The 26,696-nt window shown below is 31.0% G+C and carries 22 protein-coding genes and 2 pseudogenes; 11 read left to right on the top strand and 13 right to left on the bottom strand.

Going from position 1 to position 26,696, the window contains the following annotated elements; translation table 11 throughout:
* Positions 1-2 precede the first annotated feature (2 nt).
* Positions 3-380, bottom strand: a complete 378-nt coding sequence (locus AD998_01030) for a hypothetical protein (GenBank protein ID KOY84921.1) — start codon at positions 378-380, stop codon at positions 3-5.
* Positions 381-1,671: 1,291 nt separating this feature from the next.
* Between AD998_01030 and AD998_01025 the strand changes: the two are divergent.
* Positions 1,672-1,959 (top strand): annotated as a pseudogene (locus tag AD998_01025) (hypothetical protein).
* Positions 1,960-2,012: 53 nt separating this feature from the next.
* Positions 2,013-2,756: a hypothetical protein gene (locus AD998_01020; GenBank protein ID KOY84920.1), complete on the top strand. Its 744-nt coding sequence runs from the start codon at positions 2,013-2,015 to the stop codon at positions 2,754-2,756.
* Between the two features lie 4 nt (positions 2,757-2,760).
* On the opposite strand, the gene AD998_01015 is transcribed toward AD998_01020, so the two are convergent.
* The 5 genes from AD998_01015 to AD998_00995 form a co-directional block, all read right to left on the bottom strand.
* Positions 2,761-3,642 carry a class A beta-lactamase gene (locus AD998_01015; GenBank protein ID KOY84919.1) on the bottom strand — a complete coding sequence of 294 codons (882 nt, stop codon included), beginning with the start codon at positions 3,640-3,642 and terminating at the stop codon, positions 2,761-2,763.
* Between the two features lie 21 nt (positions 3,643-3,663).
* Positions 3,664-4,785: a hypothetical protein gene (locus AD998_01010; GenBank protein KOY84918.1), complete on the bottom strand. Its 1,122-nt coding sequence runs from the start codon at positions 4,783-4,785 to the stop codon at positions 3,664-3,666.
* A gap of 3 nt (positions 4,786-4,788) precedes the next feature.
* Positions 4,789-7,095 carry a hypothetical protein gene (locus tag AD998_01005; GenBank protein ID KOY84917.1) on the bottom strand — a complete coding sequence of 769 codons (2,307 nt, stop codon included), beginning with the start codon at positions 7,093-7,095 and terminating at the stop codon, positions 4,789-4,791.
* Between the two features lie 97 nt (positions 7,096-7,192).
* Complete coding sequence (locus tag AD998_01000) at positions 7,193-7,753, bottom strand: hypothetical protein (GenBank protein ID KOY84916.1); 561 nt, start codon at positions 7,751-7,753, stop codon at positions 7,193-7,195.
* Between the two features lie 2 nt (positions 7,754-7,755).
* On the bottom strand, positions 7,756-8,241 hold the full coding sequence (locus AD998_00995; GenBank protein ID KOY84915.1) for a hypothetical protein: 486 nt from the start codon (positions 8,239-8,241) through the stop codon (positions 7,756-7,758).
* Between the two features lie 176 nt (positions 8,242-8,417).
* Here AD998_00995 and AD998_00990 point away from each other — a divergent pair, with 176 nt between their 5' ends.
* From AD998_00990 to AD998_00975, 4 genes and pseudogenes are all read left to right on the top strand, one after another.
* Positions 8,418-9,347, top strand: coding sequence for a hypothetical protein (locus tag AD998_00990; protein KOY87999.1), 930 nt, complete (start codon positions 8,418-8,420; stop codon positions 9,345-9,347).
* Positions 9,348-9,387: 40 nt separating this feature from the next.
* Complete coding sequence (locus AD998_00985; protein KOY84914.1) at positions 9,388-10,755, top strand: hypothetical protein; 1,368 nt, start codon at positions 9,388-9,390, stop codon at positions 10,753-10,755.
* Positions 10,756-10,858: 103 nt separating this feature from the next.
* Positions 10,859-11,635: a hypothetical protein gene (locus AD998_00980; GenBank protein ID KOY84913.1), complete on the top strand. Its 777-nt coding sequence runs from the start codon at positions 10,859-10,861 to the stop codon at positions 11,633-11,635.
* 692 nt (positions 11,636-12,327) lie between these two features.
* Positions 12,328-13,263 (top strand): annotated as a pseudogene (locus AD998_00975) (hypothetical protein).
* A 416-nt stretch (positions 13,264-13,679) separates the two neighbouring features.
* Here the strand turns inward: AD998_00975 and AD998_00970 are convergent.
* On the bottom strand, positions 13,680-16,097 hold the full coding sequence (locus AD998_00970; GenBank protein KOY84912.1) for a hypothetical protein: 2,418 nt from the start codon (positions 16,095-16,097) through the stop codon (positions 13,680-13,682).
* Between the two features lie 250 nt (positions 16,098-16,347).
* Here AD998_00970 and AD998_00965 point away from each other — a divergent pair, with 250 nt between their 5' ends.
* The 4 genes from AD998_00965 (at position 16,348) to AD998_00950 (ending at position 19,509) form a co-directional block, all read left to right on the top strand.
* Positions 16,348-16,992 (top strand): hypothetical protein, encoded by a 645-nt coding sequence (locus tag AD998_00965; GenBank protein KOY84911.1) that lies wholly within the window; start codon positions 16,348-16,350, stop codon positions 16,990-16,992.
* A gap of 172 nt (positions 16,993-17,164) precedes the next feature.
* Positions 17,165-17,809, top strand: coding sequence for a hypothetical protein (locus tag AD998_00960; GenBank protein KOY84910.1), 645 nt, complete (start codon positions 17,165-17,167; stop codon positions 17,807-17,809).
* Positions 17,810-18,015: 206 nt separating this feature from the next.
* The gene (locus AD998_00955) at positions 18,016-18,678 is read left to right on the top strand and encodes a hypothetical protein (GenBank protein KOY84909.1); all 663 of its coding nucleotides are present in this window, start codon (positions 18,016-18,018) and stop codon (positions 18,676-18,678) included.
* 153 nt (positions 18,679-18,831) lie between these two features.
* Positions 18,832-19,509: a hypothetical protein gene (locus AD998_00950; protein ID KOY84908.1), complete on the top strand. Its 678-nt coding sequence runs from the start codon at positions 18,832-18,834 to the stop codon at positions 19,507-19,509.
* A 283-nt stretch (positions 19,510-19,792) separates the two neighbouring features.
* Here the strand turns inward: AD998_00950 and AD998_00945 are convergent, their stop codons facing one another.
* The 5 genes from AD998_00945 to AD998_00925 all read right to left on the bottom strand — a co-directional run bounded on the left by AD998_00945 (position 19,793) and on the right by AD998_00925 (position 23,633).
* On the bottom strand, positions 19,793-20,167 hold the full coding sequence (locus AD998_00945; GenBank protein KOY84907.1) for a hypothetical protein: 375 nt from the start codon (positions 20,165-20,167) through the stop codon (positions 19,793-19,795).
* Positions 20,168-20,277: 110 nt separating this feature from the next.
* The gene (locus AD998_00940; GenBank protein ID KOY84906.1) at positions 20,278-21,099 is read right to left on the bottom strand and encodes a dihydroxynaphthoic acid synthetase; all 822 of its coding nucleotides are present in this window, start codon (positions 21,097-21,099) and stop codon (positions 20,278-20,280) included.
* A gap of 32 nt (positions 21,100-21,131) precedes the next feature.
* Complete coding sequence (locus AD998_00935) at positions 21,132-21,848, bottom strand: hypothetical protein (GenBank protein ID KOY84905.1); 717 nt, start codon at positions 21,846-21,848, stop codon at positions 21,132-21,134.
* Entirely contained in the window at positions 21,845-22,699 is an 855-nt protein-coding gene (locus AD998_00930; GenBank protein KOY84904.1) for a hypothetical protein, read from the bottom strand. The genes AD998_00935 and AD998_00930 overlap by 4 nt, the downstream gene beginning before the upstream one ends.
* A gap of 31 nt (positions 22,700-22,730) precedes the next feature.
* Positions 22,731-23,633 carry a hypothetical protein gene (locus AD998_00925; GenBank protein KOY84903.1) on the bottom strand — a complete coding sequence of 301 codons (903 nt, stop codon included), beginning with the start codon at positions 23,631-23,633 and terminating at the stop codon, positions 22,731-22,733.
* 115 nt (positions 23,634-23,748) lie between these two features.
* On the opposite strand from AD998_00925, the gene AD998_00920 reads away from it, so the two are divergent.
* Positions 23,749-25,614, top strand: coding sequence for a peptidase M41 (locus AD998_00920; GenBank protein KOY84902.1), 1,866 nt, complete (start codon positions 23,749-23,751; stop codon positions 25,612-25,614).
* A gap of 11 nt (positions 25,615-25,625) precedes the next feature.
* On the opposite strand, the gene AD998_00915 is transcribed toward AD998_00920, so the two are convergent.
* On the bottom strand, positions 25,626-26,657 hold the full coding sequence (locus AD998_00915) for a hypothetical protein (protein KOY84901.1): 1,032 nt from the start codon (positions 26,655-26,657) through the stop codon (positions 25,626-25,628).
* Between the last annotated feature and the right edge of the window lie 39 nt (positions 26,658-26,696).

Raw genomic sequence — 26,696 nt, 5'->3', positions numbered from 1 at the left:
TATTATGAACCCTTTTTATGAAATTTATTATAAATTATAAAACCCAACCAACAAAAAGGATAATAAAGAATAAAAAATCCAATTGAATTAGAAACAAACTTAAGATTAAAAGTTTCATGCCGAATAATAAAAAACTCTGTTCCAAAAAATAGAATATGATTCAATATCATTGATAACCACCCTAAAAGACTTCTTTCTAAAAGATTAAAAGATAGAGTTCTCCAATACCAAGCTAACAAATAGCCATTAAAAATCAAGGCGATCATTACAGTAAAGCCTAAAATACCTAGTCCTTTATTCCATAAAATAGACCACAATACAAAACCTACGGGTATATTAAAGGCAAAACCTAATATGATGATTTTAAAAGATTTTGGCATAAGGTACAAGATTATGTCTTTTATAAGGTCAAAAATTGAACCAAATAAGACTTAACTATGAATAAACTTATTTTGGAAAGATCTTTGAGAATTTGTATATTTTCAAAAAAATGTTTGGGTTATGAATACACCTTTAAAACAAAAAAGCCCTTTAGTACCGATTATAGTGTTGGTGTCGGGTTTGGTAAGTGCATTTGCAATAGCCCCTATCACAGGGCAAAATGCTGTTGAAAAAGAATACAGAGGGGATTTTTCGAGATGGGAAGAAACTGAAAAAGACATTCAAAAAAATGTTATTAATTGGTTTAAACCATCAGAAATAGAGGATTTTACGAAAGATTTTGAAAATATAAAAAGTTCATATAAAAATGCAAAAACTCTTTATGAACAGAAAAAGAAAAGCTATTCGGTGATAGGATTACAAGATGTTTATACTGAAATGAGAATATTCAGGACGAATCAATCTTATTTCTATAATAAACATATTAGTCTCATTAGTTTGAAAAGTAAAACTAAGAAAGACATAGAGGGCATTACAGCACAACAAAAGATGCTCAATTCTAATGCTGAAAAATTAAAAGGAAAAATTAATGAATCTCCTTTTGAAGAAAGACATAAAAAAGCATTATTAGACTGTTTGGCTATTTTTAATACTTCTAATAATAAGATAGACAATAGTTTGCAACTGATTAATGAATTTTACGCTTCTAATTATGAAGGCAAATCTGCTGTTAGCCAACATACCTTAATGACAAATAGTGCTATTGCAGAAATAGAGTCAAAAAGAATGATGGGTAGTTATGAATATACTAATAATTTATTTGTAGGCTTTGTGAATGCTCCAGCAACGGTGCCTAATTCAATAATATCATTATCTAGGAATATTAATCTGATTAAACTTGAAACAAATATTAGTACATCACAACCCAAAATGTTGGTTAGTGGTTCACCAGCCATGAAAAGAACAGACTCATTATTAAAAATATGTATGAATTTGTTACCACAGGCTCAAATAAAGTCCACTAATAAAGAATACATAGATGCTTTGTTTATACTGGAAAAATTAGCTCCTTATGAAATGGCTCTTATGAATGAGTACAATACCCAAAAAGAATCTTATAATAACTTTATAACCCAATACAATGCCATTGATAAAGACTTGAAATCTACAAAAAGTGCGAGTATTAGTAGTTCTGATAGAAGCTCATACGATAGACTATCTAATGAAGCATTTTTGGCACAACAATTGGCATGGCAGTACGCTATGGCGGGTAATTGGATGTATGCTCAAAATCAGTTACAAACTAGTTCTGAAAAATCGAATAAAGTATATAATCTAGCTTTTAAGAAACCCTCAACACGTAGTTATTCATCTTCAAGTAGTTCAGGATCAGGATCTAAAAATTACAGTAGTAGCTCAAACTCTGGTTCTAAAAGTAGTAGTGGGTCGAGTAGTGGAAGTTCTTATTCTAGCTCTAGTAAAAAATCAGATTCACGTTCTTGGAGTTCATCATCAAGCTCGTCTAAAAAATCGAGTTCATCATCCTCTAGCTCAAGTTCCAAACGTTCAGATTCACGTTCTTGGGGTAGTAGTTCTAGAAAAAAACGTTAAACAATATAAAGTATTAAAATATGGGTTCAACTTATTTCTTTTTTTATGTAGGAATTATTGTAGCAATAGTAGGAGGTATTTGGTTGGTAAGGAGGCTATTATATAATCGTAAAATAACACAAACCGAAAAACAAATTGAACGAACTAAATTTGAAGAACAAATGGCTTTTGATAATGCTTCCGTTTACGATAAACTTCGTAAAATTCAAATAGGTAATTTGATAGTACATTGGGAAAAAAACTATCAGGTTTTAGGAAAAATGAAACTTGTAGAAATGACTTGGGACGAAAATGACAATCATCTTGAGACAGGTCGTTTTTTTCCAATATTGAGTGTAGATGATAAGAAAGCACTTATTAGTATGCCTAAAGGAGAAGGAGCTGATATTATTTGGTTCTTTTTACAAAGACAAAGTATTGAAAAACCTCTGACACCATTCTTTTTGGGGACAGATGATAACCCTGGACCAGCCATGCAGTTTGCAGATAGTGATCAAACAGCAGATGTATTTTTCAGTTTGCCTAATGGACAAGAACAATGGAAAATGGTAGATGTCGGGAGCTTCTTTTTTGAGGCTGAAGGTGAAAACTTTGTAGAAGGTAAAGGAGAAACTAGACATGTATTGGCTCAAAGTAAGGATGCTCCAAAACGCTATATGTTATACTTCGATTTGCTTGAAGGACAAGGCAGTAACGCTTTTTATGTTGGAGAAACTCTTAATCCTGAATCAGAAATAGAGTATATCTTGAGAAATAATCCATAAATTTTTATTTTGTGCACTCATCCCAAATCATTTTTGTGACATCTGCAATAATTTGCTCATTGGTTTGAAAATCTTCTTTGGAATTAGACACAAATACACAAACAGCAATGTAGTTTCCATTCGGTAACATAATGATACCCATATCATTAATAGCTGATGTAATGCCATCTTTATTGTCTGATGTTCCTGTTTTGTGAGCTATAATGGTATTTTTAGGTAAGAGATATTTCATTCTTTTTAAACCAGTAGAAGTTTCGACCATTGTTTTCCAAAGAAACTCTTGAGAGGTTTTAGAAAGAATATTCTTTTGATGAAAAATTTCTAAGAGCTGAACTGTAGCTAAAGGTGTCGTCCAGTTGGTAAACTGTACATCCCACTCTTTGTGCATTTCTTCTTCTGTTGCTTTGATAGCAATTTCTTTGATTCCTAAAGATTTAATATATTTATGGACTTTTTTTGTACCTCCCAATAGTCTGAAAAGAATATCACAACCATTGTTATCGCTGATTGCTACTGTATAATGAATAATTTCACTTAAAGGCAATTCTATATTTCCTTGTGGATATTTTTCTCGGAGAGGACTCCAAGTATTGGGCAGTAAATCTGACTTTTTTACTAAAATTTTCTGTTCTAAAGATAATTTACCTTTATCTACTTGATGCAAAACCGCCAAAGCTAAATGAAACTTATAGACACTTTGCATAGGATACTTTCTATAATTACCCCATGTAATGGTGTCTTTGCTTTGTAAATCATAAATAGCAATTCCTACATCTGCTTTTTTTGTTTTGAGCAAACTATCTATTTTCTGTCTGATATTTTGAGCAAAAGAGTTTTGAACAAATATTAATAAGAATAAAAGGCTAAGAATTTTTTTTGAGTACATACAAATAAAAGACAAAATGAATTAGTTTTTAGGTAGAGGAATTGTAAACCAAAAAGAACTACCTTTGTTTTCTTGACTAGTTACACCAATATTTCCTCCATTGGCTTCCACAAACGATTTACAAAGTAATAAGCCCAAACCAGTTCCCAGTTCATTGTTTGTTCCTTTTGTACTGAGTTGTCCTTCTTCAAAAATTTTCTCAAGATTCTCTTGACTAATACCTATGCCTGTATCATTACAGAAAACAGTAACTTGGTTATTATTTGTGAGTGTTTTAATTTCTATGGAGTCATTTGTGGAACAAAATTTAATCGCATTGGAAATTAGGTTACGAATAACTGTTTTGAGCATTTCTTTATCAGCCTTAATAGTTAAATCTTGAATGTTATTGTGTAGTATCGTAATTTTTTTTGCAAAAGCAATAGGTTTTAATAGTTCTATGGTTGGTAGTAGAACTTCTTGTATATTAAAACTAGAGACATTGGGTTTTGGTTGTTCAAACTGATTTTTTGCCCAATGTAAAAGATTATCTAAAAAGTTATTGACTTGTTCTGATTGGATGATAATCTTTCCAACAGTATCTTTCATTTCTTCTTGTGTTAAAGCATCATTTTCAAGAAGAAAAAGAGTTCCTTTAAGAGAATTTAATGGACTACGAGTATCATGAGAAACTACAGACAAAATTCTGTTTTTGAGTATATTGAGTGTTTCAAGCTCTTCTTTTTGTTCTTTAATTTTTCTGTAAGAGGCTGAAAGAGTAAGCATAGATTGTACTCTTGCCAAAAGTTCAATGGGTTCAATAGGTTTTTTGATATAATCAGCAGCACCAGCTTCCAAAGCAACTTTTAAGTCGTTGGGAGTAATCATTATTCCCGTACAAATAATTATAGGAATATCTTGTGTATCAGGGTGTTGTTTTAATTCGGAAATGGCTTCTAAACCATTCATTTCAGGCATTTCCCAATCTGTAATAATTAAATCGGGTTGTTTCTTAATAGCAATATCTACAAGTACTTTTCCATTAGGAACATTGATGAATTCAAATTGTAAGGATGATTTTTGCAGAATCTCAATAATAGCTCTTAAATTATCAGGTTGATCATCAGCTATTAACAATGTAGGCTTATCTTTCAGTGTAATCATATTTTAAGAATTTATTTCCTTTACAATCTGTAAATACAGAGGCTGATTCATAGTAAAAATAGCATTTCTTAATCGATTGTGCCAATGCTGAAGCCGTTCATTATCATCTAAAAAAGAGATACTTTGTAAAAGATTTTCTAAATCGGATACATAATATACTTCTAACTTTTGTAAAGCAGAGAAAAAAGGCTCTAATAATAATTTATCTTCATGCGAAAGTTCTAAAGAATCTTTATGCAAAACAAAATTTTCTTGAGTTTTTTCTCCAATGCTTTGACTATCAGATGTTGTAAGAGGTATTTTAAACCAAAACTCTGAGCCTTGTCCTTGCTGAGAGCTAACACCTATAATTCCATGATGAGCCTCAATAGCCATTTTGCAATAAGTAAGCCCTAAACCTGTAGAACGCATACCAATAGAGGAACGAGCTTCCATTTGCACAAACTTATTAAAAACCAAATGAAGTTTTTCTTCAGGGATGCCAATCCCAAAGTCTTTTACACTACAAAAAACTTGTTCATGATTTTTATTGACTTTGATTTGTACTTCTTGATTGAAAGAGGAATATTTGATGGCATTTGTTAATAAATTGACAAATACTCTTTCCAACATTTCTTGGTCAGCATAGACATACAAATCTTTTTGAATATCTTTTTTGATAACAATATTTTTCTGTGATATTAAGAAGTGTGTTTGATTCAAGGCATTTTCAACAATATTTGTAATATGGATAGTCCGTTTATCCAAAGAAATTTGAGCTTCTTCAAATTTTTGTACATCTAAAATATTAAGGACCAAACGTTGCATTTGTTGAGCATAACTTCGTATTTGTTCTGTATAATTAAGCATTTTTTGTGGTGAAATATTTAAAAGAGCATTGAGTGGGTTTTTTAAATCGTGAATAATCATGCTGGTCATGTTTTGTTTGAACTCGTCTAACTCCACTAACCTATGATTGATAGCTCTTAATTCTTCTGCTTGAGCAGAAATTTCTTCTTTTTGACTGGCTAATCTTCTATTATTCTGCATTCGGGTTTTATTACTTTTCCATAGAAAATAAATTAAGAAAAAGCTCAAGATCAGAATTACAATAAAACTGATAATCAATTTGTTTTTTTGCTCATTTTCAAGAAATTGAGCTTGTTCCTTTTCAATGTGTTTATCTATCTCTATCTGATTTTGAATTTCACTTGCCCTTTGATTTTCTTCTGCCAATTCAAGGCTATCTTTTAAATGATGAAACCTTTCTGAGTAAGCAAAAGCTTCTTTATAATCACCAAGCTGTTGATAATATAAACCACACATTTCATAATAATTTCTTGCTAGTCTTTTATTTCGACCTCTATCATGAGGTATATTGTTTGTGGCACTATCTTTATAAATCTTAGCATTTTTTAAATCATTTAATCCCAAATAAGCTTTTGCAATGCCCACTACAACATTGATGGTATTACCATCTAAACGAGTATTTTTGTGATTCCTTGTGGCTAAAGACAAATTGATAAGCATATAAGGAATAGCCTTTTCATATTGTTTTTCAAGAAGATAAGTGCTTCCTATATTACCATTTGCAATACTTATCCAAGCTGTATCTTTATAAAAAATAGCCCTCTCAATTACTTTTTTGAAGTAAAATCGGGCTGAATCGTGTTTTTCTTCATTACGATAAGACACACCTATCGTGTTGGTAATCGTTAAGTGTCTTCTCAAATCCTTTCCGTCAGTTTTGATGCCTAACAAAAAATATTCTCTTGATTTGGCATATAGTCTGCCTCGATAATAAACACTTCCAATAAAATAGTTAGCAGAATTGGAAAGACTATCATGAGACACTTGCTTACTGATTTCAAGAGCTTTGGTTGCAAAATACAAAGCTGAATCATATTTATTGGCTTGTAGAAAATAAGCCGATTTTTTCATTCGGAAATAAAATAAAGCAACAGTATTATCACCCTTAAACAGATATTTTTCTGCATTTTTTAAACTTTTAATTCCTAAAGGAGAGCTTTTATCAACAAGGGTATTTACTTCACTTAATTTGCTATAAATAATACTTTTGAAAAAAGGAGATTTTGTTTTGATGGCTTCTTTTTCAAGATATGTTATCATTCTTCTTCGACAGGTGTCATCATTTGCATGATTTACTACTCGTTTCAGATTTTGGAGTTCAAATATTTTCTCCAATTTAATTAAACTGTGAGCATCTTCTGTTTTATACAAATCAAAGAGAAGGCTATCTAAAACAGATTGAGCTTTAGAAGGCAAAATATTGTGAAGTAAAATAAATACAGCAAATAGGCGAAAAAACATATAAGGTGTGATCGGATTCAAAAGCTATTAAAAAAATAAAAAAAAAGCAAGGAAATATATATTATCCTTGCTTTTTAAATATTCAATAATCCATACTTTAAGTATTATTAAAAGAATAAAAAGTAGCACTTTTCCAGTTTACAATTAAATGCTCTTCGGGATTATCTTTTATATCGTAAAACCATGAATGTATGGGATTTTCAAACATATTTAAGGGTTTCTTAATTAAGAGCTCTTTAAGACTTTTATGAACATAGATTATGTCATCCCAAAGGTCTCTATTTTGAGTGTAAATATCCCCTTCACCATTGTCAAAAATCTCACCAGCTTCCAAAAAGAAATAATCACTTATCCTGTCAGGATTTTCTTCAAAAAACTTTTTAGTATCTGATAATGATTTTTCTAATAATTCTTGAGGTATTTGTTTTTGGGTTTTAAAATAATCCAATAAATCATAGAAAAATTGTAAGCCTTTTATGAAATCTCCTTTGATAGCTATTGGATGAGCATAGTTTTCCCATAATTGAGATTTACAGATTTCTGCATCTACCCCTAAAATGATTTTATAAAAAAACGGAATAGAGTTTTTGCACTCTGACAAATCTCTTAATTTTGTAAAACTTTGATTTGCACTATAAAGAAATGATCTTTTCCCCATAATTAATTGTCTTTAGATTTTTTTGTAGTGATAGCAACAATAAGAGTTGTCAAAATACCCATAATAGGAGCTCCAATAGTTCCTTGAATTATATAATTTTTCAAATTAAAGAAATCTTGGGCTTCTGTTAAAGTCATTTTTTTGTTTTTAACAGTAAAATTGATAGCGTTTGTAAAAAAATCTGGAGTGATGAATGTCAAAATAATATATTGTGATAGAGGAGTACATATTGTAACAATGAGTGTGATTATCAAACCTGAAATAACACCTTGTTTGTAAGTCATATAACCTTCATAAACATTTTTACGTTTATCTAGCAAGGCAAACACATAAATAGCAATAGCTGGAATAGCAATAAAATTAGTGTAAATAGGGTGTTTTTCTATATTTACATCGTGTAAGCCAATTGTTTTTTCAAGCAACATCCACAAGAAGGTCATTATTATAAAAATAATAGCCCATTTAATTTCAATAACAATGTTTTTCATAAAAGTTTTATTTAAATTGTTAGTTAATAAAACACTTTATGAGCAAATAAAGGTACTTAGTCCGTAAAATTTATATGTAGTATGTAATTAAAAAAAACATATTTCAATTGAGTTTGTATTAGAAATTTCACACATTTGTAGTAATTCATAGATATCAATTCAGCATGAAAAAACTAATCTTTTTATTTTTCTTTACATTTTTTGGTCAGGGGCTTATAGCTCAAACAGACACAGTAAAAATTGGATGTTATATTATTAGTTTACATGATTTAGACTTTATTGAAGAACAATACACCGCTCGTTTTTGGCTTTGGATGATTCATAAAAGACCTATAGAAAAGCCCACAGATGCTGTGGAACTACCTGATGCAAAAGATTATAAGATAGATAATATCATAGCTGATAGTCTTAATGGAAAAGGTTGGTTACAACTCAAAATAAAATCAGTGATGAAACAAAGATGGGAACTTCACAATTTTCCATTTGACAAACAAAAACTTAGAATTAAAGTAGAAAACCCACAATTTACAACCAAAGATTTAATTTTTATTCCTGATACTTTAGGAAAATCGTATGATCCGAAATTAGAAGTAGATGGGTGGAAAATAACAAGTTTTAAAATAACAAATGGAATAGGGCATTACAACACAGCTTTTGGAGATAATACACAAAAAAAGCCAGAATCCTACTATTCTCAGTTTTTAGTAGATATTACTATAGAACGGGATGCTTGGGGACTTTTTTTCAAACTTTTTTTAGGTATGTATGTGGCATTTGCAATATCTTTTGTAACATTTTTCATTGACCCAAGCCATGCTGAACCTCGTTTTGGATTGCCTGTGGGTGGTTTGTTTGCAGCAGTAGGTAATAAATATGTAATAGATAGTTATTTACCAGAAACATCTACTCTTACAATTGTTGATACTCTACATGGCTTAACATTCATCATGATTTTTGTAATCATTGCATTCTCAGCACTTTCGCTTCGCCAAGATGATGACGGACAAGACAAATTATCCAGTAATACAGATAGATTGGTCGCTTGGATATTGGGTTCTATTTATCTGATTTTCAATTTGGTATCAATTATTATGGCTTTGGATTAATATTTGTTTTGCTTAAAAAACCTCAAACCTCTTACTTCTTATGCAACGTAGAGATTTTTTAAAAAAGACAGGACTTGCAACTCTGGGCAGTCTTTTAAGCACATCATTGGCCAATGCCCAAATAAATACTCTTAAAAAAGGAGATACTATTTTAATTTTAGGAGCGGGTATTGCGGGACTAACAGCTGCCTATAGACTTTCGCAGAAAGGCTTTAAAGTAATTGTTTTGGAGGCTCGTAGTAGAATAGGAGGAAGAGTTTTTAGCTATTCTTTTCCAGAGATACCAAATTTATATGCTGAATTAGGGGCAGAGTGGATAGGGAAATCTCATAAACAACTAATAAAATTGTGTGAAGAGTTAAATGTAAAAACGGTTAAACATCAATACAATATTGATATGTTACTTCAAAACCAACATATCCGTTTTGATAAAGTTAAGATGGATAAAGTATGGGAAGAGAAAATAGCTCAAATATTTAAAGATTTTAAAAATTTATCTCTAAAAGAACAAAAGAAGATAGATTCCATTAGCTGGTGGCGTTTTTTGATGGAAAATGGTATTCCTGAAGACGCATTACTGATGAGAGAATTAAATGATAGTACGGATTTTGGTGAAAGCATTAGGCAAGTTTCTGCTTATGCAGCCCTTTCAGAGTATGCAGAATCAAGTGATTACAATGAAATGGATTACCAGATGATAGGAGGAAACTCTCAAATTATCAATGCGTTATCTGAAAAAATTGGTAAAGAAAATATTTTACTAAATAAAAAAGTAAATGCCATTATTCAAGATAAAAAAGTAAAAGTAGTTTGTGAAGACAAAACCATATTTGAAGGAGATAAAGTGATTTGTACACTTCCAACATTTGCATTTTCTAAAATAGACTGGCAACCACATTTACCACCATTAAAAAAAGAAGCTATCAGGCAACTACTGTATTCTCGTATCATAAAAATACAGTTGTTATTTAAAGAAAGATTTTGGGGTAGAGAGGATTTTGCTATGAATACAGATAGTTTATCTCATTTTATTTTTCACACAAGCCAACAACAAACTCATGAAAAAGGCATACTAACTTCTTATGCTATTGGTGATAAAGCATTTCTTCTGAGTCAAATGAATAAAACCCAACAAGCAAAATATGTATTAGATGCTTTAATGCCTGTTTTTGGTGATAAACAACATTTATTTGAGCAAGCTGTTTCCTATTATTGGGGAGGAGATATATATACACAAGGAGCATATGCTATTTACAATATCCATCAATGGTTTGGTATGAAAAGTATTTTAACTCAACCTTTTGAAAATGTATTGTTTGCTGGAGAATATATTGGAGAATGGCAAGGTTTTATGGAAGGTGCTGTACAAACTGCACAAGATTGTGTAGAGATGTTATTAAATAAATAAAATCATAGATAGAAAATCGCTAAAAAACTAATATTTTAGCAAGCAAATCATAAGAAAACCAATTTCTATGATTAAATTGTAGCCAAACAAAATTTTAAAAAATATGTCCGATTTAGTAATTGTAAGTAAACACGAATCTATAAAAACAATAAGCCTTAATAACACAACTCGAAAAAATGCCCTTACCAAACAAATGGTATTGGATATACACCAAGCAATTACAGAAAGTGAAACAGATGGCACAAAAGTCATAGTGCTTACAGGAGAAGGAAAAGATTTTTGTAGTGGAGCTGATTTGGTAGCAGGAGGAGCTGAGCTGATGTCGGGTGTTACAAAGTATTTAAAAGAATGTGTAAATCCTCTTATTTTGGCGATGCATAATACCAATATTCCTATTATTGCAAAAATCAGAGGTGTTTGTGTAGGTTTAGGGTTTAATATGGCACTGGCTTGTGATATGCTTTTTGCAGCTGAAGATACACGTTTCAGCCAAATATTTACGAATATAGCCTTATCAAGTGATGGAGGTGGAGCTTTTTTCCTTTCAAGACGTATAGGATATTACAAGGCATTTGAACTGATGAGTTTGGCTAGTATTTTTAGTGCAGAAGATGCATATAACCTTCGCCTTATCAATAGAGTATGCACAGAAGAAATGTTGGATAAAGTAGTAGATGAAATTAGTGAACGTTTAGCAACAGGACCTTTCATTGCTATCAAAAATACCAAAGCTAATCTTAAGGAGGGTTTTGAGGGGACTTTAGAAAAAACATTAGAATTGGAAGCTGATAATCAAGGAGTTAATTTTAAAACAGAAGATTTTGCTGAAGGTGTTCAAGCCTTTTTACAAAAAAGAAAACCAAACTATACAGGGAAATAAATTTGCATTAGTATCAATTTGAGTTTATGAGTGAGGTTCAAAAGAAGAACAAGAATATTCTTAAAAGGATATTGTATTATTTTAGGGTAGATTTTACCACTATTCAAGGAAGGCTGACAGGAGGCTTTCTTTCAATGGCTCTTATTTCATTTATTTTGATTCAAGGGGCTAATTATCAGTGGAGTAGAATGGTTGAAAATCGAAATGCTGTTATTGAAAAAATTGCTCCCATTCGATTTTATGCAGCGGAAATTACGGATAAAGTTGATGCAGGAATTGTAACTCTCGAAAAAGCTTTTCTATTCAATGATGAAAGTTTCTTGGAAGAATATGATATTTTGATGGAAAATCTTAAAGCTGATATGAATGAGTTACAAACTTATTCAGAAAAATCAAATAATAATACTTTGGTTGTTTTATACTCTAAAACTGAGAATCAAATCAATAACTTAAAAAGAGAAATTAATCAATTAAGAAACATTTATTCAAAAAGAAAGCAAATAGTTGGGATTGATAATGTAACACAAAGACTACAAAAAACGCTTCAATCTGATATTGCATCTATTGTTACAGATATTAAAAAGACAACTACGGATATCATCAATCTGCAAGACAACCTTGAACAGGATTATGATACAGCCTATCAAGAATTAGAAGAGTATAAGCCTTGGATTATATTTTTTGAATTTTTCATTGCTGTTGCCATTGCAGCAACCATTGGTTCACTACTTATTTTGGATATTTTACGAAGGATTCGCCGTATGAGAGATGCTCTAAAATTACTTGCAAAAGGGGATATCCCTCCCAAATTAGAAGAATCGGGTGATGAATTGAACACAATGGTGAAATCAACAAACGATTTAATCGTAAACTTGCAGGAAATAGAAACATTCGCATTGGATGTAGGTAATGGTCGTTTTGACTCTGAAATCTTGGTATTTGAAGGCAAAGGTTCATTGGGTACATCTCTTGAAGATATGAAAAATAGTTTGAAACTTGTATATGAACAAGAGCAACTAAGAGCTTGGGCTACAGCAGGTCTTGCTAAGTTTTCGGAAATTTTACGTAGAAATAATGATAATATAGAGATATTATGTTCTGAAATTATCTCAGAATGTGTCAAGTATTTGAAGGTTAATCAAGGAGGTATATTCATTTTGAATAAAAATGATAAGGAACAATTTTTGGAGCTGAAAGGAACATATGCCTATAATAAACAAAAAAGTTTGCAAAAGAAGATAAAATTAGGGGAAGGTTTGTTAGGGCAGTCATTTTTAGAAGGTGGAATTGTGCATATCAAGCAAATTCCACAAGACTATATGATGATTAGTTCTGGTTTGGGTAATTTACAGCCTAAAAGTTTGTTGATAGTACCATTACGATATAATGAGGAGGCTATAGGAGTAATTGAACTTGCAAGTTTTGATGATTTCCAGCCACATCATATAGAGTTTCTTAAAAACATTGCAGAAGTAACGGCTTCAACCATTATGTCTGCCTTTTCTAATGATGCAACTCGTTTGTTACTTTTAGATATGCGTTCCAAAACAGAATCTATCAAAGAACAAGAAGAGATGTTGAGATTAAATGCTGAAACTTTGGTTATTGGGCAAGAAGAACTTTCTAAAAACTTGGATGTTGCTGAAAAAGAGTTGTTTAAAATGAAACAAATTCTTGATAATATTCTGAGTCCTATTTTGGTTTATGATGAAAAAGGAATTATAAGATTTGTAAATAAACAAACAGAAACATTATTTAATTATGATTATGGTGAATTGAGTGATACAAGTATCAGAACCCTTTTAGAAATGTCACCTGATGAAATTAGAACAGATTTTGCAGCCAACAAAACACGTAGAGGAGGAGAGAATACTACAGTCAAAGAGTTAAAACAAGTTCGAGCTTTTTCTAAGAATGGAATGCAGTTTACTGTACAAATACAAAACAAAATTTTTGAAACAGGAAAAGAGCGTTTGTTAGTTGCAACACTTCAAACACAAAACTCATAAAAGAAAAAGGCGAGACTTAAATCTCGCCTTTTTCTTTATTTCTGCCCTCCATTACCATCTTCTCCTTGCTTAATATCGTCATTATTAAGGGTTTTCTTTTTACGAGGTTTTCTTTGTTCATTTTGTATTTTACCAAAATTGTAATTAAAACTCACTCTGATACCTCTATTATACTGATAAACAGTACTATTCGATTGGAAGGAATCTGTATTGAATTTAGAACGAATCACCATAGCATTAGCAAAAGGATTATCCAAACCCAATGTAATACCACCTTTTTCCTTGAATAAAGCTCTTCTTAAACCTAAATTGTAATAGAACCATGTTCCACTGATACCTTGTAATTCAACACGAGGAGAATTGATAATGCTAAATGATTGTAAACTGAAGTTTTTATTGAATTTATAAGAAATATTTACATTGCCATTATACATCCAACCTTCATTTTGATTGTTTAAATTCACATAATAGACGTTTAAATTACTATTGATACGTCCATTTTTCAAGAACTGAAATCCTCCAAATACACTCACACCATAACTATTGTTGGTTGCAAAATTATCGAAGGTAGTAGAAGAAATACCATTGGCATCTACGCTTCTAATAGAACTTATAACATCATTGGTGTTTCTCCAATATAATGTAGTATTGAATGATGTATTTTTTTTGAAAACACTATAACCCAATTCAAAATTGTTGGTCAGTTCAGGTCTTAAATTCGGATTACCAAAAGAAATATTTTTGTTATCTACAAAATTCACATACGGATTCAGATAGAATATAAATGGTCTTTGTATTCTTCTACTATAACTAATCTTGAATTGCCCTATTTTATCGAAACTTTTTGAAATAGCTAAACTGGGAATAAGATTATCATAGTTCTGATTAATAGTTGTGTCAGAAGATTTAAAATCTCCATTAATGTCAGTCATTTCGTAGCGTAACCCAGCTTTGATACCCAGTTTCTTTTTGGTATTCCAAGAGAATACAGTGTAGCCTGCCATTACATTTTGTTGGTATTCAAAAATGTTAGAAAGATTAGGCTGATTTATATAATTGTTTTCATTGAAATCGAATAAATCTAAACGAAAATCACTATTGACATTTCTTAGTGTAGCTCTTGCTCCTAATTCTAAAGTCTTCGAACTATCCAAAGGTTGAGTAAAATCTGTTTGGAAAGACCACTCCTGATTGATTGCTTCATTTCTATTTCTTTCTTGATAATCTACAATGGTGCTATTGGCAGGATTTTGTAAAAGCTCATAACGATTGTTATTGATACCTCTACTGTATTGAGCAATGACACTCCAATCTTTACGAGAATCTTTGAAAATACGAGTATAGTCAGCCGTAACATCTGTATTGCCATTGTTATAGGTTTGGTCTGTATCTCTAGCAAATTGTTGTAAAGGGTTTAAATTTTGGTCTGCAAAATTGGTAGATAAAATAGAGTTACTCATGTACCCACCTCTTGAAAAACGAACATTCGTACTGAAAGCATGTTTACTACTCAAATCGAACTCTGTATTCCAATTTCCATTCCCCCAAAAACCAAGATTATTACCATCATTATCCTGATTCAAAAAAGATAAATTTGGCAGGAGATTATCTCTATTTGTTTCACTACGAAAAGGAGCATACCAAGCCCCACCACCAAAAGATAAAGATGTCCCTATTTTTTTTCTTTTGATGTTTAAATTTGTAAACAAATTGCTGTTTCTTGTGCCAGCAGCCGAAAATATGCTACCATTTACTCCCTCTAATGTTTTCTTTTTGGTAATGATATTGATAATACCTGCTGTGCCTTCTGCTTCATATTTGGCTGATGGATTGGTAATTACTTCTACTTTTTTAATCATGTCAGCAGGAAACTGCCTCAAGGCTTCACCTACATTGTTTGCCATCATAGCAGAGGGTTTCCCATTTACCAATATTTTTACATTAGAGTTACCTCTGATTTGAACATTGTTATCCAAATCTACAGATACCATTGGAGCTTTACGAAGTACATCGGCAGCTGTACCACCTGCGTTGGTTAAGTCTTTTTCAGCATTATAGACTATTCTATCTGGAAGTTCCTCAAGCAAATCTTTTTGTCCAACGACTTCAATACCTTTGATTTCTGAATCATCTTTGAGAGTAATATTGGAGAGAGTAATTTCTTTCTGAGTATCAGAAATAGTAAGAGAATCAACGATTTTATCAGTGTAACCTACAAATCGAGCTGTGAGTTTGTAAAAACCATTGGGAACATTCTCAAGTGTAAATTTACCTTCTTCATTTGTTGTGTTGCCTTGTACAACTTTTTGAGTGGTTTTGTCTTGTAAAATAATGGTGGCAAAGCCTACATTTTGCCCTTTGGTGTCTTTGATTTGTCCTGTAATTTTTCCTTGAGCAAGCCCCAATAAAGAAAAACTACAACAAAAAATAATGAGTAAAGTTGTGCGTATCATAGCAAAAGTTGTCTGAAGTAATAATGAAAATAAAGAGTTAAAACGTTTTATATATAGGTTTTTGTATAAAAGACACAGTATATTGTGAAAAGTTGCACAAAAAAAGAAAAAAATGGAGGTGGATTTCACACAAAAAGAGGTATGAATTGCAAACTCACACGAGCAGGTATAGTTTTAGTTAATTATACACTATATGAACTAGTCTTATAGTAGTATTGAGTAAAATATAACTTCTTAATTTAATTGGTTGATGAATAAACAAGACAAAATATTAAGAATAACTAGAAGTTTTATATGGAGTACTTTTGGCAATATTTCCAAAAACATGAAATCTATTTTTTTATTGGAAAATGCCCATCATGAAAATATGGATTTTACGATTTATTTTGTATTTGATAAAAAAGCTAAGGAATTAGAATTAGAACAGGCTTTAATTCTGGGTCAAGATATGGAAAATGATTTAGAATATGTTAATGGTAAATTATGTATAGAATATGATTATATAGTAAGCTATGAAAACCCAAATAATTCAGATATTATTCTATGTTTATTCGCATTAAATAATCAATTACAAGATTACCAAATCTATCATTTTTTAGAAAAAGAATATGATATTAATTTTTCTTATAAAGATAAATGGATAGCTTTTTTTGCTCAAATATTGGTAAACAATGTATTAGAAACAACTATTAAAAGCACTTTAACCATTGAAGAAAACAATTATAATTCCATAGTAATTACATTTTATCAAACTTCAAATAATCTTAAAGAGCAGGTTTTGATATTTGAAAAAAGTCTTCAAAAATATATAAAGGAAAGCAAATTAAGTATCCATTTAACAATAGTTGCTTATAACATATTAGACAACCCAACTCTCATGAGTAAAGGTTTTTAGCCCTTGTTGGTGTTTTAGCACAGCGACACCAACAAGGAATTGTTTATTTTCGTTGGTGTTCTTCACCAACGAAGGCAAAAGATATCTCCAATTTAACTGCCATGGCTGGCATGATTGATGATGCAAATAATACTGATAAATACCTCATTTATCCAAACTGTGCCATAGGTTTATGAAAAAGTTGTGTTGTTTTGTTTTCTTAGTTTTTCTTGCTTGTACCCATGAAGAGGATACAAAAATATCTCATAACCATATTAAAATTATTGTACAAGACAGTTCTAAATATCATATAAAAAAAGGAGCATTCAATCCCTCTGGAATGTATGAAGGAGAACGTTTCATATTAAATTTATGCTTTTATTCAAGAAATATTGATTACCCAAAGTTATCTATTGAAAAGACACATATAGACTCTTTGACCAAAAAAGGTATTATTCCAAAAGAAGATAGTAATGGTAACCTTATAGAGTATAACTTGAACAAGAAAAATCGGCAAGTAGTTTATTATGAAATTACGGATAAAAAGAGTTGGCAAAAACATAAAACCATTGGACGTTTATACTCAATTGGTACACAAGAAAAAAATGCAATAGGTGGTGGAGATATTTACATTTCTGATACAACTTCTAAATTTGGATGGTTTGTTGTACAAACCCATCCTGTTTTTATGCCATCAGGCTATATTCCAAAAAAAACTTTAAAATCCTTAAAAATCACAAGTACTGAACATAAGGCAAATGAATTGTGTCATAGCGAATATTCTAAAATTTCAAACTCTGTTTATCGAATTATTTTAGATGAAGAAGTAAAAAAATAAAATAAATGCTGGTGCGAGCTTTTTTAGCTCTTATTAGTGTTTTAGCACGCAACACCAACAAGGAATTGTTTATTTTCGTTGGTCTTCTTCACCAACAAAGGCAAAAGAGCAGACACACTTAAAACAAAACTTAGGACAGAAATACTTAAAAATTCCACTAAATATGAATATCTAAGTGTAATTTCACCTAATTCTGCAATAGTGATATGAAATTGTTATATTTTTCACTGCTTTTATTATGGGGATGTGATAAAGCAAAAAATGAAGAAATTAAAACAGTAAGTTTAGATTCTGCTAAATATGATGGAATGTATCTTGGAAGCAATTACGAGATAGCAGGTACATATCATAGTTCATATTTTTTACTAACCATTTGCCACTACATAAGATATGAGAACTATGAAGATTGGTGGTCAGCAAGATATTCTACCAAAGGTGAGGACTATTATAAAAAAACAAAAGAATCTAAAAGCGTTATATATTATGAAATAATAAATTTATCAGCAGCTTTCAAACCTAAAAAATTAGGTAAGTTATATTTTTCTAAGCTAAATTTTGAAAATGGAGAAAGAGTTATTTATACTTCTGATACAACAAGCAATGGTTTTTATTTTCAAATAGCTAAGCAAAATTTTATATCATATAAAAGCAATTTAGAAGGCGTTTTGGTAAGTAAATTAGTTAATTCTTCTCTTGATAGTTTTTGTGTAGAAAAAGAACATAAACCTGAATGCTTTTATGGTATTTACAAAGACGTAGTAGAGGTACCCTATCGCATTATTACAGATGAAGAAATAAAAGACCCTACAACTAAAGTGAAAAATGAAGAGTTCATGAGGTCTATTAGCTCATACCAAGCTAAAAAATAAGATATGCGAGTTGCAAACTCACACCAGAGGTCATTTGATATTTACTAATTATGCAATAGGCTTATGAGATGGCTGTATATTATATTTGTATTTCTGATGAGTTGTAAGATTCATCACAAAAGCGAAAGAAATTTTTCTGACTCAATCAGGTATATGTTCGATAAGGGAGAGATTTCTGGTGTATATTTGGGTATTTATGATTCAAAAAGTATTCAATTTAATTTATATATCTATGAGAATTGCTATCAAAAAATAAAAACAATTTTCCAAGAAAAAATATCAGAAGAGATGAAGATATTGGAAAGCAATTTTGATAGAAAATATAATGAAGACTCTATTAGATATGATGAACAAGAAAGAAGACTTGCTAAATATAATAAAGCAAAATATCCATATTTTTTACCTCGTCGAATGCGTGATTTTACTGGAAATACAGAAGAAACTGATAAAATCGTTTACCAAAATTTGGATTCTATTCCACGTGCCTATTATGAGATTATTAATTTAGGACTTTGGAATAAACCTAAACAAATAGGAAAATTGTATTTACTCTATGAAAATAAAAATGCAGGTTATCAAGGTAAAAGGCTATTTATTTCTGATACCACACAACAATACGGCTTTTTTATTTTAGAAACAGTAATGAATAGGAATTTACCAAAACCTTCTCCATCAGAAGTCTCTAATTATAAAGCTTTATTTCTAGATGACGTCAATTTTAGAGGTGTGGGTAGCAATCAAATTAGAGAGTTGTCAGATAGAATACTTTCACCTTATCAGGTAATTAAGGATGAGGAGTTTAATAAAAATAGGAAGAAACGTAAAAAATAGCTTTCAATTATTTCCTCTTGTGATTGGTATATTACCAACCACAAACTTAGCTAGGTCAGGAAAACGAATCAAAAAAGAAATTTATTTGTAAGAGATAACAATAATTAGAATTTTAATGATTATTATAATCTTTAAAATTTCATCCAATCTCAAACTTAAGAAACAATTTTATGAGAATAGAGTTGATATGTATAATGATGTGCCATATGTACAATATAGACTATTTTGGTGAGCAGTCCCTATAGGTACACAAAAAAAATGGCACATCAAATTTTTTATAAAATCAGTTTGGGCGATTTCTTACAAAAGAAACAAACTCTTTTTGGATATGCCAGTCTTTTGATAATTTGAGCAAAGATGTTGCTTCTATTTCGCTTACATAACCTTTGACCCTATTGGCATCCCATGCCTGTACCAAAAAAGAAAGACGAGTTTGATTATCAAGTGTTTGGATGGTATTGTTGAAGAAACCTCTTGCCCTTTCAAAAGAACTAAAATGGTCTTGAGCAATGAAATCGTTTACCCATTCAAGCTCTTCATAACCATCTATTTCTTTGGCTGTTTTCTCTAAGATTTTTCTCTCTTCATCATCTAAACCGTGATAATTGAAAATAACAGCTTTGAGCAACAATAAGGCTTTTTTCTGTTCACTTGTCATGGTATTGATGATTGTTTGGATAAAGTTCTGTTACAAATATAATAAATTCAAAAAAAATACAGTTGTTTTTTGTATTTTTTTTGAATTTATGAATAAAATTCTCTTATCTACTAAGGGAATTTTGGATATTTTTGGAAGTCAGGCTTTCTTTTTTCTAAGAATGCTTTTTTACCTTCTTGAGCTTCTTCGGTCAAGTAATATAAAAGTGTAGCATTTCCTGCAAGTTCCTGAATACCAGCTTGTCCGTCTAATTCTGCATTCAAACCCACTTTTATCATACGCAATGCAAGAGGGCTCAATTCTTGGATTTCTCTACACCATTGTACAGTTTCTTCTTCCAATTTATCGAAGGGTACAACAGTATTGACAAGACCCATTTCTAAGGCTTGCTCTGCACTGTATTGTCTGCACAAAAACCAGATTTCACGAGCTTTTTTCTGCCCTACCACACGAGCCAGATACGAAGAACCAAAGCCTCCATCAAAACTGCCCACTTTAGGACCTGTTTGTCCGAAAATAGCATTGTCAGAAGCAATACTCAAATCGCAAACAACATGCAACACATGCCCACCACCAATGGCATAACCATTGACCATTGCAATCACAGGTTTGGGTAAGGAACGGATTTTTTTCTGTAAATCCAACACATTCAGACGAGGTACGCCATCCTCTCCAATATATCCACCTGTACCTTTTACATTTTGGTCGCCACCACTACAAAAGGCTTTATCGCCTTCTCCTGTAAGAACAACTACATTAATTTTATCGCTGTATCTACAATAATCAACAGCTTCAATCATCTCCATAACCGTTTCGGGACGAAATGCGTTACGATAACGAGGGCGATTGATAGTAATTTTTCCTATACCTTCAAAAAACTCAAATTTAATGTCTCTGAATTCTTTAATGGCTTCCCAAGCAAATTTTGACATAATTATCTGATAATGTTTATAAATGAACGATTTTATTGTTTAATAATTTTTCCAGAACCCTTAATCGTAATCTTTTTTTCTTTGGGTTCTTTTGTATATACCACATTTCCAGAACTTTCTATCAATACATCCAAAACTTCAAGAGGTTGAACCAAGATATTATTTTGGCCTTGATGTATAATTCTTGCTGAATGAGTAGCTAAATTAGAGGCATCAACCTTGCCATAACCTCTTGTAAAAATGGAAAGTTCACTACTTGTACCTTCAAGAGTAATATCAGCTCCCAAGTTGTAATACAAAAACAAACCAATGGCATTGATATTCAGATTTATTTTGGGATTTACGTCAAAAATATCTAATTGTAAATATCCAAAACGTAGATTTTCTTCACTAGTCAAATTTCCATAACTTCGCCAATTAATATAACTTATATTATTGATTCCTACATACACTTTTACAGGAATATCATAACTCCTCAACCAACTACAAGAATTTTTATTGCTGATAATCAAGGTGCTATCTTCTCTGAGTTTGAAGTCTATACCATTTATTAGTTTTTCTCCTGCCTCTAAAAATATTTCATTTCCTTCAACCAATTCTACACTAATATTATCTTCTGCCCATACACTTTTAAAATATCCAATCTCTTTTTTTATTTTTTGTACTGAGCCTGTTTCTTTGAAGCATTCTTTTGGTTTACAATTGCTTATGAAAAAACAAACAAAAAGAAAAATCAAAAATCTTATCATAAAATATGAACTAAATCCTGATAGTTTTTTGTATTTGGTATAATTTCCAATTCCTGCAAGGTATCTTGTACTTTTTGTATCATGGTTTCAGGGATTTCATTGGTTTCATCCCAAATAGTTTGATGTAACCAGTGAGCAGTGTCTTCTAAATCTATGTTATATCTATCAGCCAAGATATGGATGATTTGTGGACGTTGCTTAAACCCTTTTACATAATAATTAAGTGTTTGGCAAATTGTTTTAATAACAAACTCATGCTTTTCAAGAACATCTGTTCTTACTGCCAACACAAAACAAGACCAAGGTGTGATGCATTGTCCAATTTGTTTTAATTCACCATTATCTACATAAGGCTGTGTCATCACTTGTTCCCACATAAATGTATCAGCAAGATTACTTTTAAGCCCTTCTCTGATACCATCTAAGTTTTTAAGCAACACAAATTGCATTTTTTTTGTATTCCAATTTAAATCTCGCCCTTTTACATAAGCCATGAGGTGTGAACCTGATCCAAATCGGCTGATACCAAAAAATTTCCCCTCCAATTCTTCAATCCCTTGGAAAGAACTGTTGGCATTTACATAAATACCCCAAGTAAGAGGAGATTTTACATAAACTTTTATAATTTTAGCACCATTGCCTTTTGCTATATCAGCTACAATACCTTCTGTGAGGCAAATAGCCATATCTAATTCGCCTTCACGCAGAGCTTTGGTCATAGAACCAGTACCGCCTGCATGATCAATCCATTGTAAATCAATGTTTTGATTTTTGAAAACACCTTCTTCAATCGCTAATCGCCAAGGGAGATTGAAATGTTCGGGAACGCCACCTAACTTCAAAGAAATCATCTTAAATAAATCTTATATCTTATGATATTCATTAAAACAACTTAATCTGAATATCTTTTTGTTTTATCTGAGGAATTTTGAGTTGCAATTTACAAACATTATTTAACTTTTGAATAAAATAAACAGATAAGTCTGGAGCAAGCACATTATCAGGTTCATGTACAAAAAAATAAAGCGTTTTAAGACCTTGTTCAAACCAATTTTTGAGTTGTTCTACCCAAGTATCTATACGTGTATAATCAGTTGGGTGTAAAGTATTTCCAACAAAACGAATGAGTAAAGTATCTGTGGTAATGCGTTGATGTAAAACATCTCTCCTGCCTGCAACATCAGTAATAACTGTACTTATGTGGTGTTTTTCTAGAATTTGAGCAGTTTTTTCAAAAGCATCATTTTTAAACCATGAAGCATGCCGGAATTCAATAGATAAAGGAATTTCTTTTGGAAATGAGTTTAAAAAAGACTCTAAAATATGTAAATCTTTGAACTCAAAAAATGGAGGTAATTGTAAAAAAGAAACGCCCAAATGTTCTTTTAAACCTGCAATGGCATCACAAAATTCCTTGACCATCAGTCCAACACCTTGTAGTTTCTTTTCATGGGAAATGGGTTGAGGAAATTTGGGTGAAAACTTAAAACCTTCAGTTACATCTTCTTTCCATTTTTCAATAGTTTCTTTATCTGGAACTCTGTAATGAGTAGTATTCAGTTCAATACTATTGAATTGCTCCGCATAATATTTCAGGTAATCTTTGCTTTGAGCATTGGAAGGATAAATTTTACCAACCCATTCTTTGGTTGCCCAAATGGGACAGCCCACATAAACCTCCAACGTTTTATCGTATTTTTGAGCTAAAACCCTTTTATTTTCGCTACTTTCAGTAGGTAACGAAAAATCTATATGACTAATGTCTTTCAGTTTTCCAAAATCCATTTTTTCTCAAATTATAAATTGTTATCACATAAAATTATAAGATATAAATATAACAAAAAAAGCACACTTTTTGATTATATTTGTAGTCCATGTAATGCGTAAATTTTTTTGAAAAATTATGGTGATAGACAAACAAGAGCTTGCTGCAAAGAAAAAAAAATTAGAAGAGTGTAAAGAATACTTAAAAACAGAATTTATTGGAATTGATAACATCATTGATGACCTTATCAATTATATAGAAATTTGGTATCTGATTCCTGAAATCTTAAACCGTCCCATTATTGTAAACCTTTGGGGAATGACAGGTGTTGGAAAAACAGATTTAATCAGGAAAATGGTTAAATTTATTGATTTCCAAGATCGTTTTGCAGAAATAGAATTAAGTAATATAGACCAAAGTGGTTGGAGCAATAGTGTTGCTCAAATTTTGGAAAATTATGAAATCAATGATGAAAAACCTTCGATTATTTTATTTGATGAAATTCAGCGTTTTAACACGCTCGATGAAGAAGGAAGACCTATGCCTCAAACCAAATTTACAGATTTTTGGGAGCTACTAAGTGATGGAAGATTGAGTAGAAAGGAACGTCAGGATTTAGACTATATTCTGTTTAATTATATGAACAGAAAAAAAGACAAAGAACGCAGAAAAGCTCGTGGTGAAGATATGTATGAAGAAGGAAGTTCTGTGAGTCTTTGGGATGCAAAAGACTTGAAGAAAAATTTGAGTCTGGATTCTAATTATGATGAAATAACTGAACTCACAGAATCGCAGGTAGTAGACTTAATTCTTCAGTCCAAAAAGAAAAAGAAAATCTATGAGCCTATCAACCATAGCAAATCGCTAATTATTATTAGTGGTAATTTGGATGAGGCTTTCAGAATGGCAGATCAAACCAGCGAAGCTGACGTAGATGCAGATATTTTCCATGCATTTACCAAAAAAATTACGTTGGTAGACATTAAAAATGCTCTTTCTCGAAAATTTAGACCTGAGCAAGTAGCTCGTTTTGGTAATATACACCTTATTTACAACTCTTTACGAAGAATAGATTTTGAAAATTTGATTGAAAAAGAGATTCAAAAAATTATTATTGATCGTAAAGAAAAGCTAAATATTGATATTACGATTACCAAGAAAATGAATGAATTAATTTATAACAATGGCGTTTTTCCTGTACAAGGCGTACGCCCTGTGTTTAGTAGCATCATTGACATTTTAGAATCTTGCTTGAATCAGTTTGTGTTTACAGCCATTATCAACGATTTTACAAATATCCATATTGACTACAACAAAAAAGAACAAAGAATAGAGGCTTTGGTGGGCAATGTTAAATCGGAATATCCTTACGTGGGACGTATTGATAAAATCAGAGAATCCAACTTGGATGATGTAGTTGCCAATATCAGTGTACATGAGGCAGGACACGCAGTTGTATATATGAAACTCATGGGATTGGCTCCATTGCAATTGAAAAGTAAAATAGCCAGTAGCTATGCAGGTGGCTTCACATTCCCTCATCAGATATACGAAACCAAAGAAAATATTATCAATAAAATCAAGATTTACTTGGCTGGTGGAATAGCTGAAGAAATTATTTTTGGAAAACAGAAAGCCAGTGTCGGTAGAAGCCACGATAGAGACCAAATAACAGTTTTAGCGTCTGATTATTTCAGAAGATTCGGTTTTGATGATGCGTTTCAAGCTGTGTATAGTCTGGAGGCTTATCCTTACAAACTTGATTCGTATGTTACAGATGCTGAGATAGAAAAAATGATAGCTCAATTAGTGGTTGAAACTAATGAACTTCTCATGCAAAATATTGATTTGCTGAAAGATATAAGTAGAGAACTTGCCAATAAAGGAAGTTTAGATTCTTCTGAAATAGCCAAAATATCTAAAAAACATAAAATAGAAGTAGAAGTTCGTGAAGAGGGCTACCTTCATATTTATGAATACAAAAAGAAGATGATGGAGTAAGGGTAGTAAAATTAATAATAAGATGAAATAGGAATCTTTATTTCATCTAAAACAGATAAGTTTTCTCTAAAATATGTTGAAACAGAATCAAGAACTGATTTTTTTATCCAAGATTCCAAATTAGGTATGTATAAACATCTTCGTGTAGCACCAGAAAAAGCAACTTCATTTTCGGGTATTTGTAAGTAAATTACAACTATTATACTTTTGTTACTCAAATGTTCTAAATTCAAATTTTTATAAACAGATTTTAATCCTCTTTTAAAAGCATTTTCATGAGAACCTCCTAAAAAACATAAATTATTGTTTACATAGGAATATGAATAATATATAGGTTTATTTTTTTTGTCTAAATCATTGGTATAGGCAAAAACTATATCAAGTTTATAATCATTTTTTTCTGTGTGAATAGTAATAGGACTTGATAATAAAGTTTTCTCAAATGTCAAATGAAAAAAATGTTCTAATATTCCTTTGGGATGATGAAAAGCAGATTTAAAATTATTTTGCTTATCCTCAACAATAAACTTTCGGTCAGGGTTTAAAAATGATAACTCCTGAAGCATATTCATTAAATTGGTATAAGGTAAAGTATTGAGTGAGAAAACTCTTTTATCAAGAATAAATTCTATTATAAAATTAGAACGGTTTTTATTTTTTGTTTTAATATAATTTCCTTCTGAAAAGTGTAACTCTTCTTTTTGAAACTTAAAAACACAACTTGTAGATAAAGCATTTAGAACTATAAAACCAAATTGTGTAGATGAGAAACTACCTATTGGAATAAGATTTATATGAAGATATAGATTTTGAATTTTAATAGGTTCAAACCAACAAGTGTCAAACTTTATTTTATAACTATCTTTATTGATGAGTATTTGGACAGTACACCAATTTTTATTCTCTAATGAATTCTCTAAAATTTCTCGGAATATATTCAATATACCACTTCTATCAATACAACCAATATACATCCCAGGTCTTTTTCTAATATGTTCTACGGATGTTAATACTTGTACAGTTTCTTCATTATAAATATCCATCGAAATATGTTTTTAAAATAAAAAGATACGCATTTTTGT

It is taken from the genome of bacterium 336/3, from assembly GCA_001281695.1.
Lineage (GTDB): Bacteria > Bacteroidota > Bacteroidia > Cytophagales > Thermonemataceae > Raineya.
Note: the sequence above shows the minus strand (reverse complement) of the source record. Positions and strands in the feature narration are given on the sequence as shown.

What these genes read in the sequence shown, in the direction of transcription:
- AD998_01030 (KOY84921.1), bottom strand. Translation starts at nt 380, where the DNA reads ATGCCAAAATCTTTTAAAATCATCATATTAGGTTTTGCCTTTAATATA.
- AD998_01020 (KOY84920.1), top strand. Translation starts at nt 2,013, where the DNA reads ATGGGTTCAACTTATTTCTTTTTTTATGTAGGAATTATTGTAGCAATA.
- AD998_01015 (KOY84919.1), bottom strand. Translation starts at nt 3,642, where the DNA reads ATGTACTCAAAAAAAATTCTTAGCCTTTTATTCTTATTAATATTTGTT.
- AD998_01010 (KOY84918.1), bottom strand. Translation starts at nt 4,785, where the DNA reads ATGATTACACTGAAAGATAAGCCTACATTGTTAATAGCTGATGATCAA.
- AD998_01005 (KOY84917.1), bottom strand. Translation starts at nt 7,095, where the DNA reads ATGTTTTTTCGCCTATTTGCTGTATTTATTTTACTTCACAATATTTTG.
- AD998_01000 (KOY84916.1), bottom strand. Translation starts at nt 7,753, where the DNA reads ATGGGGAAAAGATCATTTCTTTATAGTGCAAATCAAAGTTTTACAAAA.
- AD998_00995 (KOY84915.1), bottom strand. Translation starts at nt 8,241, where the DNA reads ATGAAAAACATTGTTATTGAAATTAAATGGGCTATTATTTTTATAATA.
- AD998_00985 (KOY84914.1), top strand. Translation starts at nt 9,388, where the DNA reads ATGCAACGTAGAGATTTTTTAAAAAAGACAGGACTTGCAACTCTGGGC.
- AD998_00980 (KOY84913.1), top strand. Translation starts at nt 10,859, where the DNA reads ATGTCCGATTTAGTAATTGTAAGTAAACACGAATCTATAAAAACAATA.
- AD998_00970 (KOY84912.1), bottom strand. Translation starts at nt 16,097, where the DNA reads ATGATACGCACAACTTTACTCATTATTTTTTGTTGTAGTTTTTCTTTA.
- AD998_00965 (KOY84911.1), top strand. Translation starts at nt 16,348, where the DNA reads ATGAATAAACAAGACAAAATATTAAGAATAACTAGAAGTTTTATATGG.
- AD998_00960 (KOY84910.1), top strand. Translation starts at nt 17,165, where the DNA reads ATGAAAAAGTTGTGTTGTTTTGTTTTCTTAGTTTTTCTTGCTTGTACC.
- AD998_00955 (KOY84909.1), top strand. Translation starts at nt 18,016, where the DNA reads ATGAAATTGTTATATTTTTCACTGCTTTTATTATGGGGATGTGATAAA.
- AD998_00950 (KOY84908.1), top strand. Translation starts at nt 18,832, where the DNA reads ATGTTCGATAAGGGAGAGATTTCTGGTGTATATTTGGGTATTTATGAT.
- AD998_00945 (KOY84907.1), bottom strand. Translation starts at nt 20,167, where the DNA reads ATGACAAGTGAACAGAAAAAAGCCTTATTGTTGCTCAAAGCTGTTATT.
- AD998_00940 (KOY84906.1), bottom strand. Translation starts at nt 21,099, where the DNA reads ATGTCAAAATTTGCTTGGGAAGCCATTAAAGAATTCAGAGACATTAAA.
- AD998_00935 (KOY84905.1), bottom strand. Translation starts at nt 21,848, where the DNA reads ATGATAAGATTTTTGATTTTTCTTTTTGTTTGTTTTTTCATAAGCAAT.
- AD998_00930 (KOY84904.1), bottom strand. Translation starts at nt 22,699, where the DNA reads ATGATTTCTTTGAAGTTAGGTGGCGTTCCCGAACATTTCAATCTCCCT.
- AD998_00925 (KOY84903.1), bottom strand. Translation starts at nt 23,633, where the DNA reads ATGGATTTTGGAAAACTGAAAGACATTAGTCATATAGATTTTTCGTTA.
- AD998_00915 (KOY84901.1), bottom strand. Translation starts at nt 26,657, where the DNA reads ATGGATATTTATAATGAAGAAACTGTACAAGTATTAACATCCGTAGAA.